Below are 12,153 nucleotides of genomic sequence, written 5' to 3' on the forward strand. Positions count from 1 at the left end.
ACTTTCGACATTCAAACTTTAAGACTTAAAATGAAAGTAACAGAACATATAGAAAACGCCAAGGGAAAAACATTATTTTCATTTGAAATTATTCCGCCTCAAAAGGGGAAAAGCATTCAGGAATTGTACGATAATATCGATCCGTTGATGGAGTTTAAACCGCCGTTTATTGATGTAACCACTTCTCGCGAAGAGTATATTTACATTGATCGCGGTAACGGACTTTTGGATAAAAAATTGACTCGTATGCGTCCGGGAACGCTTGGAATTTGCGCTTCTATAAAACATAAATACAATGTAGATACTGTTCCGCATTTACTTTGTGGCGGATTTACGCAGGAGGAAACCGAATATATGCTGGTAGATTGTCAGTATTTAGGAATCAACAATGTAATGGCACTTCGCGGTGATGCTATGAAAGACGAACAGTCTTTTGTTCCAAAGGTTGGCGGAAACCATTATGCAATCGATTTGGTACGACAAATCAATGACTTAAATTGCGGGAAATATCTTCATGAAGTTATGGATATCGACAACAAAGCTGATTTCTGTATTGGTGTTGCAGGTTATCCAGAAAAACATTTAGAGTCACCATCTTTACAATCAGATTTAAAAAGATTAAAAGAAAAAGTTGATGCCGGAGCAGATTATGTGGTAACACAGATGTTTTTTGACAATTCTAAATATTTTAGCTTTGTAGCTAAAGCAAGAGAAATGGGAATCACAATTCCTATTATTCCTGGAATTAAACCAATTGCTGTTCAAAGACATTTACAAGTTTTACCTCAGATTTTCAGAATCGATCTTCCAGAAGATTTAATTGATGCTGTAGATAAATGCAAAAATAACGCTGAAATTAAACAAGTTGGAATCGAATGGGCGATTCAGCAGTCATTAGAATTAAAAGCGGCTGGAGTTCCGTTTTTACATTATTACTCGATGGGAAAATCTGAAAATATCCGCCAGATCGCGAGTCAGGTTTTTTAATTTTAAGTTCAAAGTTTGTCATTTCGACCGAAGGGAGAAATGACAAACTTGAGTTGGAATTGGAATTTTTTAATTGAAATTTAATTTTTGTATTATGAAACAAGAAGAACTACAAGCCATAGCCTCTCAATTAAAAAATCCGACGGGAGAAAAAGGAATCGAAATGGGGAATATGATGAACGAAACGAACATCAATATGACACGCCATTCGATTCAAAATCTAAATATAGCTGGAGAAAACAGAATTCTGGAATTGGGTCATGGAAATGCAGGACATATGGAATTTCTATTTGAACAAGCAGAAAAACTAAAATATTACGGACTTGAAATGTCTGAAGTAATGTTTCAGGAAGCACGTCAGATTAACAGAAATTTTGTTTCTCAAAAACAGGCTTTCTTTTCACTTTATGACGGAAATAATATTCCTTTTGAAGACGAGTTTTTCGATAAAATATTCACTGTAAATACAGTTTATTTTTGGCAGGAACCAGAAAAATTACTACTAGAAATTTATAGAGTTTTAAAAACAAATGGAAATTTCTGCCTAACATTTGCAGAAGAAGATTTCATGAAGAAACTGCCTTTTACACAATTCGAATTTGAATTGTACAGCACCGAAAAAGCGCAGGAATTAATAAAGAAAACGCCTTTTAAAATGGTGTATACAGAAACGCAGACCGAAAAAGTAAAAAGCAAAACCGGCGAATTGGTCGACAGGGCTTTTACAACAATTGTTTTGGAGAAATAATTGAAATTTTTAAACAAATAGAAAAATAGATTTTTTTATTTGTTTAATAAGTGAAGCGCCTTTCTGGACAAAGAAAACTATGTTTCTATGTGTTAAAAATAAAGGTTGCTGAATTAATTCTAAATTGTTGTGTCATTATGGAAGTTAAAAAAATCAATTTTTTACAGAATTACAGCAGTATACTTTTGCTTCTTGGTGGTATAATAATAGGGAGTGTTTTCGGATTGGTTTTTGGAGAAAAAGTTTTGGTCATAAAACCTCTCGGGGATATTTTCCTGAATTTACTTTTTACAGCTATTATTCCGCTTATCTTTTTTACAATCGGTTCTTCAATTGCTAATTTGGAAAGAACAGAAAAATTAGGAAAACTGTTTTTCGTAATGATTTTGGTTTTTCTGGCTACGATTCTTATTTCGGCGATTGTTATGATTTTTGCCGTTTATCTTTTTCCCATTCATCAGGATATAGCGATTACTAAAGTTCCGTTTGAAAATGTTCAATCTGGATCTGCTGGAGATCAAATAGCTAAACTCCTTACTGCAAATGATTTTTTCGAATTATTGTCTCGAAAAAGTATGCTGGCGCTTATTATTTTTTCTTTTTTAATAGGTTTTGCAACATTGCAGTCTGGTGAAAAAGGAAACACCTTTAAGAGTTTTCTTGATTCCGGAAACGAAGTCATGAAACAATTATTAAACATTATTATGAAATTTGCTCCAATTGGTTTGGGAGCTTATTTTGCATATCAGGTTGGTATTTTTGGCCCGCAGTTGTTTGGTGTTTATGCAAAACCTATGGCAGTATATTATACAGCCTGCATCTTTTATTTCTTTGTGTTTTTTAGTTTGTATGCACTTGCTGCGGGGGGAAAAAGAGCTTTTAAAGTTTTTTGGAGTAACAATTTAACGCCATCGTTAACCGCTGTTGGAACTTGCGGCAGTATTGCAACAATCCCGGCAAATCTGGAGGTCGCAGAAAAAATGGGCATTCCAGCTCATGTTCGCAATTTGGTAATTCCGCTTGGTGCACCTTTGCATAAAGACGGTTCGAGTATGTCTTCCATCTTAAAAATAACATTTTTGTTTGCCATGTTTGGAAAAGATTTTACAGATCCGTCAACTATTCTTTTAGCATTAGGAATTACAGTTATTGTTTCAATTGTCGAAGGTGGTATTCCAAATGGAGGATATATTGGGGAAGTCTTAGCGATTACCGTCTACGGTTTTCCAATGGAACAAGCTTTACCAGTTGCGATGATTTTAGGAACGCTGGTTGATCCAATTGCAACTTTATTGAATGCAAATGGCGATGTGATTTCTTCGATGATGGTTTCTAGGTTCTCCGAAAAGACAAAATGGTAGAGTTTAAAATTTTAAATTCGAAATTTCAAACTTTAAATTTTGCTTATGCCTATTTGGGAGTCAAATCATAATATTTGAAGTTCCTTTTACAATCGTAGTCTCTGCTTAGTCTCAGAGACTTTTTTATGATTTTTTTGTAGGTTTTTTAGTAAAGTTATTTTTGTTATTTAGAATCTTTACAATTAAAATTTAAGTAGAATTTAATGTTATTTTAATTTAATCTTAAGAAATCTTTCCTTTTTTGATAATACTTCAATTATATCGTTAATTATAATTCTTATTTAGAATAGTTAAAAACAACTTGCGTAAAAGCATTTTTGAATTTAATTTTGGGCCAAATTAAATTCAAAACTCGTTTTATAAAAATGCAAATTAAAAGAATTATAATCTTGATGTTGATCATCCTTTTTTCGGCTCAAGGTTTTTCACAAAATAGCAAAGTAGTTTTAAGTGGAGTTATTGCGAGCAGATAATGGACAGCCGGCAGAAGGTGTTTCTGTTGCCTTAAAGGGAACCAACTACGCTTGCATTGACAAATGAAAATGGTGAATATGAAATTACTGCAGAGCCTGGTAATTATACTTTAGTTGTAAGTTTTGTAGGTTACAAATCTAAGCAGACAAAAATCAATCTGCAATCGAACCAAACTGCGCCAAAAATCACGATTGAGGAAGACATGGCGGCTTTAGAAGAGGTTCAGGTAACTGGAAAGTCTAAAATCGAACGAGTTAAAGAACAGCCTTTTAATATTGCCGCAATTGATTTAAAGAAAACATACAACTCGTCTGCAGACTTAAATCAAGTATTAGGAACTACTACTGGAGTTCGTGTTCGTGAAACAGGTGGAATGGGTTCTGATTTCAAATTCTCATTAAATGGATTTTCAGGGAATCAGGTTAAGTTTTTTATGGATGGAATTCCAATTGATAGTTATGGGTCTTCATTTACATTAAACAATATTCCGGTAAATATGGCAGAACGCATAGAAGTTTACAAAGGAGTGGTGCCAGTTGAATTAGGAAGTGATGCCTTAGGAGGTGCAGTGAATATTATTACCAACCAGTCAGTAAAAAGATATATAGATGCGTCATATAGTTTCGGATCATTTAATACACATAGGGTCGCAGTAAATACTAGATTTACCAGTAAAAGTGGTTTTGTTACTAACATTAATGCTTTCGGTAATTATACTGATAATAGCTATAAAATTAGCGCTACTACTTCAAATCCCAATGGTACATTTAATCCAGAACGCGAATATAAACACTTTCATGACGGATACAAATCGGGAGCTATCATGGCCGAGGTTGGTGTAAAAGGAAAGAAATATGCAGATTATTTGTTACTAGGTATGATGGCCTCAGCAAATAATAAACAAATACAAACAGGATCGACTATGCAGAGAGTAGTTGGGCAGGCGTTTAATGATAGTAAAGCTTTCGTCCCTTCTTTGAAATTTAAAAAAGACAGTCTTTTTACTAAAAATTTATCCGTAAACTTAATTGCTTCTTATAATATTGTGCAAAGCCGTTCTGTAGATACTTCCTCATATAGATATCAATGGGATGGTAGTCGTACCCCAAGTGTAGTAAGTAATAGCGGAGGAGAATTAAATGACGAAAAAACTATTTATGTATATGACGATAACTCTTTTCAAGCCAATACTAATTTTAAATATGATTTGAATGATAGACAGTATTTTGCTTTCAATTATTCGGTTAATACTTTGAAAAGAAAGGAAGATGACGAAGTTAGAACTATTACTAAACCAGGTTCACCTATAGTCAATAAAAACATTTTAGGACTTTCTTATAACCTCATGACATTTGACAGAAAGTTATCTGTAATTGCATTTGGGAAAAAGTATTTTTTGAATACCAGTATGAATATTTTAGAATATGTTAATAATCAAAATATGTATAGAGAACAAAAAAGCTCTTTTGATGATGTTGGTTATGGAACCGCATTAGCTTATTTTGTTACCAGCGATATACAGTTAAAAACATCTTTTGAGCATGCGTATCGTTTACCAACAGGGGATGAAATGTTGGGGGATGGTTTAAATCTAAAACCTGCACCAACTTTGAAACCAGAATCAAGTGATAATTTTAATGCTGGTTTTGTTTATAAAAAAGGTTTAGAAAATCATTCTTTTGGTGTTCAGGGAAATTTCATTTATAGAGATGCAAAAGATTTTATTAGAATAGATGCAACTGGTGTACAAGCTGTTTATGAAAATGAGTACAATGTGAGGGTTACGGGTTTTGATGCTTCTTTACATTATGGGTATAAAAACTGGCTGACAGTTGAAGTTAACGCTACACATCAGAAAACAATTGACACAAATAAATTTGATCCTCCAGGATCTAATGTTCCAAATTATGACAATGGTTCTCAACTGGCAAATGTCCCTATTTTTTATGCAAATGCAAGTGTTAGTTTTAATTTCAGAAAAATAAGAACGACAGACGATAATCTGATGATTAACTTATTTACAAACTATGTAGATGAGTATTATTTAGTATCAACAAGAAACGGAGCTCCAAGCAGTAGAAATGTAATTCCAGAACAGTTGACACAAAATATTGGTGCATCTTATGCTTTTCAGAATGGGAAGTATAACATTGGATTGGAGTGTAATAACGTTGCAGATACAAAAGTGTACGACTATTTTAAAGTGCAAAAACCAGGAAGATCTTTTGCCGTTAAACTTAGATATTTTTTAAACTAATTATATAATTTTAAATTGAATACGATGATAAAAAGAATTAAAAACCTTTTAGCTTTAGCAGTATTGCCAGCTATGTTTTTTTCATGCGACGAGTGATAATGATAATTCAGAGGTAAGAAATCCTGCTGATGAAACTTATGTGCTTTCCTATCAAACAACAGATTACGATACATATGTTTGGCAGTTTGAGTCTGTAGACGAACTAATGACTGGATCAATAAATATGGTTGGAAAAGGAATTGAGCAGGCGGGTGCACTTGTACCAGTAGCTAATTCATTTTTTGCCTTAACAGGTAATGCAGAAGGATCTCTTGGATATTATCTTAATACTGAAGGAAATTTAAGTAAAACTAGTAACTTATTTACAGGAGACAGCTATGCATACGGAACTACTGATGATAATAAATTAGTTATGATCAACTCTCCATGGGATGCTAGTTCAACTCAAAATGAATTATTAATTTATGATCCAGCTACAGTTACTATTTCAAAACGTGTTTATGATGATTTTGCTATTCCAAACGGACACTTTTTATGGCCTACTAGTGTAAACGTTTCTGGAGATAAACTATTCGTATCTACATTTGAGCGTGATAAAGATTGGAAACTTTATCAAGAAAAAGCAGTTGTAAAAGTTTACGAATATCCATCTTTAAAATATCTTAAAACTATCGAAGATTCTCGTACAACAGCTATTGGTCAATATTATACTAATACAGGTATGGTTCAAACAGAGTCAGGAGATATTTATACATTCTCATCTAATTCAGTTTTATGTGGTTACACACCTACAGCTTCTCACTCAGGAATTCTTAGAATTAAAAAAGGACAATCAGAATTTGATTCTTCTTATTTCTTTGATATCGAAACAAGTGTTCTTAAAGGAAAAGTTTTGTCTGCTTACCCAGCAGGTGGAGAAAAAGTTTTGGTTAACTATATTCCTGCAGATATTGATGCGACACAGCCAAACTGGGGATTCTTAAATTATAAATCATTTAATTTAAAATGTGCAATAATCGATCTTGGTGCAAAAACAATTACACAAGTTACAGGACTACCTGATCACTCTGGAGACAACTATTTTGGTTTTGGAAGTGCATTAATTGAAAGCGGTAAACTTTACAAAAGTTTCGTAACGAATACTGAAGGGCGTGTATACCAAATTGATATTGCAACTGGTGAAGCAAAAGCCGGGGCATTAATCACTGGTGGTGTAGATTTGCCAGCAATTACAAGATTGACAAAGAAACAATAGTAAAAAAAACTTAATTTTTTTAAACCATATAATCATTGCTTTGGTAGTGATTATATGGTTTTTTTATAATATCGATTTCATTAGCAGAACTAAAAAAATAAATAATGAATGTTTTCAAAAAACAATCTTCTAAATCAAAAACTAAAGGAAAATCCCGTTTTAGTAAAGTAAACGCCTGGTCGCATTTATGGCTCGGACTAGCTTCTGGAATTGTTGTGCTTATAATGGGAGTTACAGGCTGTATTTTGGTTTTTGAACACGAAATAAAAGCAATGACCTCGCCTTGGTTAAATGTAGAAGCCCAAAGTGCCGATAAGATTTTACCGCCTTCTAAAATTTATCCTTTGGTCAAGAAAGCTTTTCCCAAAAAGATATTCACGGTTTATGGTATAATGGTTTAGATAAAACAATAAAAGTTGATATTGAATCAGATTCTTTGATTTATGTAAATCCTTATAACGGACAAATAACCGGAATGGTAGATCATGAAGATTTTTTTCATGAAATGGATGAAGGTCACCGCTATTTATGGCTCGGAAAAGAAATAGGAACAACCATAACTTCTTGGGCAACTTTGATTTTCTTTTTTCTTTTAATCAGCGGGATTATTTTATGGTTTCCAAAAAAATGGAATAAAACAACCGTAAACAGTAGTTTTAAAATTAAATGGAAAGCTAAATTTAAACGTGTTAATTATGATTTACACAATGTTTTAGGTTTTTATACACTCATTCTGGCTTTTTTAATTGCGTTGACTGGATTGATAATGAGTTTTCATTGGGTACGAGAAAGTACATACTGGATTACGGGAGGTTTTGCGAATGAAAAAGTAAAAAAGGAAGTTGTAGCAGAAGTTAAGCCAGATACACTTTCCAAACCTAAATATGACATGCTGACTGCATCAGATATTATATTTAATAAAGTTCGAAAAGAAATTGCCATACAAAACAAAGAAGCTGTGATTATACATTTTCCAGACGAGCCAAAAGATAATTTTTATGCCTGTACCGATATGCATAACGGAAATTGGAGAGATTTATATTTTGATCAGAAAAGATTAGAATTGCTTCCAAATTCAAGAAAATATATTGGAGACGAAAAATTCCATGACTGGATGAGCCGTTCCAATTACAGTCTGCATGTGGGCGCAATCGGCGGATTAACAACTAAAATTATTTATTTCATTGCAAGTTTAATTTGTGCCAGTCTTCCGCTTACCGGTTTTTATATTTGGTGGGGAAGAAAGAAAAAAGCGAAGAAAAACTAAAACAGTTCTTCATGTATTTTTAAAAGTCTTTTTAAAGTGAATAAGCTTTAAAAAGACTTTTTTTATGCTCAAAATTCCATTTCAAATTCCAAAACCTAAATTCCAAAACCTAAATTCCAAATTCCAAATCAGAAGTAAAATCTAAAATCTAAAATCAGCAATCTACAATCTACAATCTACAATCTACAATCTACAATCTACAATCTACAATCTAAAATCAGCAATCTACAATCTACAATCTAAAAACAAGAAGAGCCTGTCTTGAAGGAAACAGGCTCTTAACTAACACAAAAAAAAACAAAAAACAAGGTATTTAAAGAACGAAACTTTTAAATTCGGTATGTAAATGCAATTGTCGCAATGCGATTGTCAAGATCATATCTTTTGTCAATACTAGTCTGCGCAATTACAGATTTGATGTAGAAATTATTAGTGTTGAAAACATCGGTAAAATTCAATTTGATGCTTCCTTTTTTAGCTAAAACTTGTTTTGAAATTCCAATGCTGAAATCAAAGAAGCCGTCTCTTTCATAAACTCCAAGATTCGATTTAGATTGATACTGTGCATTTCCTTCCGCTTTCCAAGTATCTGTTATAGTAAATGAATTTTGAACACTTACATTCAAAGTCATTATAGGGTCGATTGTAGAACTGTTTAATACATTCCCCATAAACTTATTTTCAAAAACATTTAATAAAGTATTTACAGACCACCATTTGTAAAATTCTGCCGTATTGGTAATGTTGATTCCGTAATTGTATGATTTGTCCACATTAATCTGAGTTGTTATAGTGGTGTTGGTATCTGGGTTATAGTTATACACTTCTGTGAAAACATCTTTGGTGCTGTTAAAGTAAACAGAAGCCATAAAATTACTTTTCCAAGCGTAACCAATTTCCATTGCGTGCGTAATCTCTGGAATTAAGTTCGGATTTCCCTGCGAATAATTAAAAGAGTCATCATAAAAACGGAACGGATTCAGATCAAACTGACTTGGTCTGTTGATTCTCTTACTGTAAGAAGCATGAGCAGAATGATTGCTGGTAAATTCGTATTTTAAAGAAAGGCTTGGAAACCATTTTAAATAATCGTCCTTGTGCTCTTCATTTAAAGTTTTCTGATCAATATTTATCGCTGTATACTCCGTTCTTACACCAGCTTGAATATTCAGTTTTTCCAGCTGATATTTATAATTCGCGTAAGCGGCATAAATCTGTTCATTGTATTCAAAATGGTTTGTCGAATTAAAATCAATTAACCATTGGTTATTATCTTGATATTCATAAACAGAAGGATTATCATTATTTTTAATGCTTCCTTTAAAACCCCATTCTATAGATTGTTTTTCTGCAAAAGGATTTACAAAGTCAACTTTTCCTGTAAAAACCTTTAATTGAGACGGAATATAACCGCGACGGTCATTTACAACCGTAGAATTGGCGGTGTTAGCGAGCACTTTGAAATTGATTCGATCTAAATTTAGATGTTTCATATTCAAAGTCAAAAGACATATTTTTTCCTTCAGTATTAAATTTATGAACTCCAGAAAAAGCATACGTATAATCAAACCATTTTTCTTTGCTGTCATTATAAGTCAAAGCATCAAAAATAGGCTGATTGGCCGTGTTTAAAACGGTGTTTGTTCCATTAGCAATATTTTCATAACGCCCGATTTTCGCATCAACATAAACTTCTAAATTCGTTTTAGGAGAAACTTCATATTGGGTTCCAATTTTAAAATTATTAGAAGTTAAAGGTTCGTCTGTAATAGAGGTTTGGTGATTTTTACTGGCAATTTCCTGACGTGTCTGATCGGTAAATTGAATTTGATTAAATTCTTTATGTTCTTCTTCACCACGGAAAGTATAACTGTAGTTCCCAAAAACACCCCATTTATCTTTATTATAGTTTAAGTTAAATCCAGAATTGGTTCTGTTTTTTCTTCCTTTTCCATAACTGGCAAAAGCGGTTCCTTTTAAACCTGATGCATTTGGTTTTTTTAGAATAATATTAATAATTCCAGCTTTTCCGAGTCGCATCGTATTTTGAAGAAGGATTTGTAATTACTTCTATTTGTTTAATATTTGATGAGGTTGTAGCTTTTAAATAATTAGCCAATTCTTTCTGAGAAAGCTGTGTCAATTTACCGTTTATCATTACAGCAACTCCTTGCTGTCCGCGGATAGATAAATCTCCGTCTTGCGAAACCACAACGCCTGGCGCACGCGATAAAACATCAAGTGCCGTACCGCCTTCAGAAATGATGCTGTTTTCTACATTAAAAACAAGACGATCTGACTTTTGCGTATATAAAACTTTCTTTTTTGTTAGCACAATTTCCTCCAAAGCTGTTATGGAAGTTTCAATAATGCTGTCATTTTCTTTTTCTTTCTCTTGAGAAAATCCATATACCGAAAAAGCAAGCATAATAGATGTTATAAAATTTTTCATTTTGTTTGAATTTGGCACTCTCTAAACCTTGATTTAGAAAGCAATCTTTTAATTTTTTTAGATTAGAATTTATTGCAGTACAATATGTTCTAATTTGTCTGAAAACCTTTTTTGTAGATTGAATGCAAAAATTGAAACAGTAGAAATAGTTTTTTTGAGGGTGTGAAGTGTAAATAACATACCTGTGGCATTTAGAATTTGATTTGCCAAAGATATAACTATTTATAATAAGTCTAAATAAAAATAGAATTAATTTTGCTCTTTAAATGTAATTGATTGATTCTAAGAAATAAGTACATTAAAAAAGCGGTTTGTTTTAAACTAAAAACAAACCGCTTTTCTCTGAAAACTGTGACAGAGACTGAAAACTTATTTCGTAATCTCTCTAAAAACAGCTTCTAAATTTTTATTTTTCTGATTCAGTTGTAACGTTTTTAAGCCATTTTCATTAGCAAAATCAAAAATTGCAGGTCGCATATCTTTGTCCGTAACAAAAGTTAGTTCCCACGTCATATCATGTGTATTAATATAAGAAGAGATATTTTCTAATTTTGCCAAAAGCTGTTCTTCTACTTTGTAATCAAATTCAACTTCAATAACTTGTTGTGAATCTGCGGCGATTAACTTATCTAATTTTTTATCGGCTACAATTTGTCCTTTGTCAATAATTATGACACGATCGCAAATAGCTTCGACTTCCTGCATGATGTGTGTCGATAAAAAAACAGTTTTATCTTTTCCTGCATTTTTAATCACGTTTCTAATTTCCATTAACTGGTTAGGATCCAATCCGGTAGTTGGTTCATCCAAAATTAGAACGTCGGGATTATGCAGTAAAGCATTCGCTAATCCAACACGCTGACGATATCCTTTAGAAAGCTGACCGATTTTTTTATGACTTTCTGGTGTCAGTCCTGTCAGTTCAATTACCTCTTCAATTCTTGATTTTGGCATATTGTAAACGTCGGCATTAAAAGCCAAATACTCACGAACATACAAATCCAAATACAACGGATTATGCTCAGGTAAGTATCCTATGGAGCGTTGCACGTCTTTTGTACCTGACATGACATCATGACCATTTACAAGGGCTGAGCCACTATCGGCAAGTAAATACGTGGTCAAAATTTTCATTAAGGTAGATTTTCCAGCTCCGTTGGGTCCAAGAAATCCTACGATTTCTCCTTTCTCAATTTTAAAAGAAATTTCATTTAAAGCTTTTTGCTCTCCGTAACTTTTTGATATGCTGTTTACTTCTATCGACATAGACTTTTTATTTGTTGCAAAAGTAAACAGAAATAGTTTCGATTGCTACATTTTACCTTTTAAAGTAATTATAAAAAAAGTAAAAA

The 12,153-nt window shown here is 32.7% G+C and carries 11 protein-coding genes; 7 read left to right on the forward strand and 4 right to left on the reverse strand.

Annotation, left to right across the window (positions count from 1 at the left end):
• The first annotated feature begins 30 nt into the window (after nt 1-30).
• From metF to ACZZ95_RS08280, 7 genes are all read left to right on the forward strand, one after another.
• Nucleotides 31-987: a methylenetetrahydrofolate reductase [NAD(P)H] gene (gene metF / locus ACZZ95_RS08250; RefSeq protein WP_095952598.1), complete on the forward strand. Its 957-nt coding sequence runs from the start codon at nt 31-33 to the stop codon at nt 985-987.
• A 94-nt stretch (nt 988-1,081) separates the two neighbouring features.
• Complete coding sequence (locus ACZZ95_RS08255; RefSeq protein WP_463468683.1) at nt 1,082-1,735, forward strand: class I SAM-dependent methyltransferase; 654 nt, start codon at nt 1,082-1,084, stop codon at nt 1,733-1,735.
• Between the two features lie 137 nt (nt 1,736-1,872).
• Nucleotides 1,873-3,096, forward strand: coding sequence for a dicarboxylate/amino acid:cation symporter (locus tag ACZZ95_RS08260; protein ID WP_463468684.1), 1,224 nt, complete (start codon nt 1,873-1,875; stop codon nt 3,094-3,096).
• A 529-nt stretch (nt 3,097-3,625) separates the two neighbouring features.
• Nucleotides 3,626-5,827, forward strand: a complete 2,202-nt coding sequence (locus ACZZ95_RS08265) for a TonB-dependent receptor (protein WP_463468685.1) — start codon at nt 3,626-3,628, stop codon at nt 5,825-5,827.
• A gap of 139 nt (nt 5,828-5,966) precedes the next feature.
• Nucleotides 5,967-7,082 (forward strand): DUF4374 domain-containing protein, encoded by a 1,116-nt coding sequence (locus tag ACZZ95_RS08270; protein ID WP_463468686.1) that lies wholly within the window; start codon nt 5,967-5,969, stop codon nt 7,080-7,082.
• 104 nt (nt 7,083-7,186) lie between these two features.
• A complete protein-coding gene (locus ACZZ95_RS08275; RefSeq protein ID WP_463468687.1) occupies nt 7,187-7,483 on the forward strand; it encodes a PepSY domain-containing protein in 297 nt (98 codons plus the stop codon).
• Between the two features lie 35 nt (nt 7,484-7,518).
• Nucleotides 7,519-8,349, forward strand: coding sequence for a PepSY-associated TM helix domain-containing protein (locus ACZZ95_RS08280; protein ID WP_463468688.1), 831 nt, complete (start codon nt 7,519-7,521; stop codon nt 8,347-8,349).
• A 329-nt stretch (nt 8,350-8,678) separates the two neighbouring features.
• Here ACZZ95_RS08280 and ACZZ95_RS08285 read toward each other — a convergent pair whose 3' ends face one another.
• From ACZZ95_RS08285 to gldA, 4 genes are all read right to left on the reverse strand, one after another.
• On the reverse strand, nt 8,679-9,806 hold the full coding sequence (locus tag ACZZ95_RS08285) for an outer membrane beta-barrel family protein (protein WP_463468689.1): 1,128 nt from the start codon (nt 9,804-9,806) through the stop codon (nt 8,679-8,681).
• On the reverse strand, nt 9,796-10,389 hold the full coding sequence (locus tag ACZZ95_RS08290; protein WP_463468690.1) for a hypothetical protein: 594 nt from the start codon (nt 10,387-10,389) through the stop codon (nt 9,796-9,798). Before ACZZ95_RS08290 ends, ACZZ95_RS08285 begins: the two co-directional genes overlap by 11 nt.
• Nucleotides 10,361-10,801, reverse strand: coding sequence for a TonB-dependent receptor plug domain-containing protein (locus ACZZ95_RS08295; protein WP_463468691.1), 441 nt, complete (start codon nt 10,799-10,801; stop codon nt 10,361-10,363). The genes ACZZ95_RS08290 and ACZZ95_RS08295 overlap by 29 nt, the downstream gene beginning before the upstream one ends.
• A 369-nt stretch (nt 10,802-11,170) precedes the next feature.
• Nucleotides 11,171-12,067 carry a gliding motility-associated ABC transporter ATP-binding subunit GldA gene (gldA, locus tag ACZZ95_RS08300; RefSeq protein WP_095952604.1) on the reverse strand — a complete coding sequence of 299 codons (897 nt, stop codon included), beginning with the start codon at nt 12,065-12,067 and terminating at the stop codon, nt 11,171-11,173.
• Nucleotides 12,068-12,153: the final 86 nt, after the last annotated feature.

The sequence above is a fragment of the Flavobacterium sp. AC267 genome (assembly GCF_979258715.1).

Coding starts and splice junctions, on each gene's coding strand:
- metF (WP_095952598.1), top strand. CDS start 31: ATGAAAGTAACAGAACATATAGAAAACGCCAAGGGAAAAACATTATTT.
- ACZZ95_RS08255 (WP_463468683.1), top strand. CDS start 1,082: ATGAAACAAGAAGAACTACAAGCCATAGCCTCTCAATTAAAAAATCCG.
- ACZZ95_RS08260 (WP_463468684.1), top strand. CDS start 1,873: ATGGAAGTTAAAAAAATCAATTTTTTACAGAATTACAGCAGTATACTT.
- ACZZ95_RS08275 (WP_463468687.1), top strand. CDS start 7,187: ATGAATGTTTTCAAAAAACAATCTTCTAAATCAAAAACTAAAGGAAAA.
- ACZZ95_RS08290 (WP_463468690.1), bottom strand. CDS start 10,389: ATGCGACTCGGAAAAGCTGGAATTATTAATATTATTCTAAAAAAACCA.
- ACZZ95_RS08295 (WP_463468691.1), bottom strand. CDS start 10,801: ATGAAAAATTTTATAACATCTATTATGCTTGCTTTTTCGGTATATGGA.
- gldA (WP_095952604.1), bottom strand. CDS start 12,067: ATGTCGATAGAAGTAAACAGCATATCAAAAAGTTACGGAGAGCAAAAA.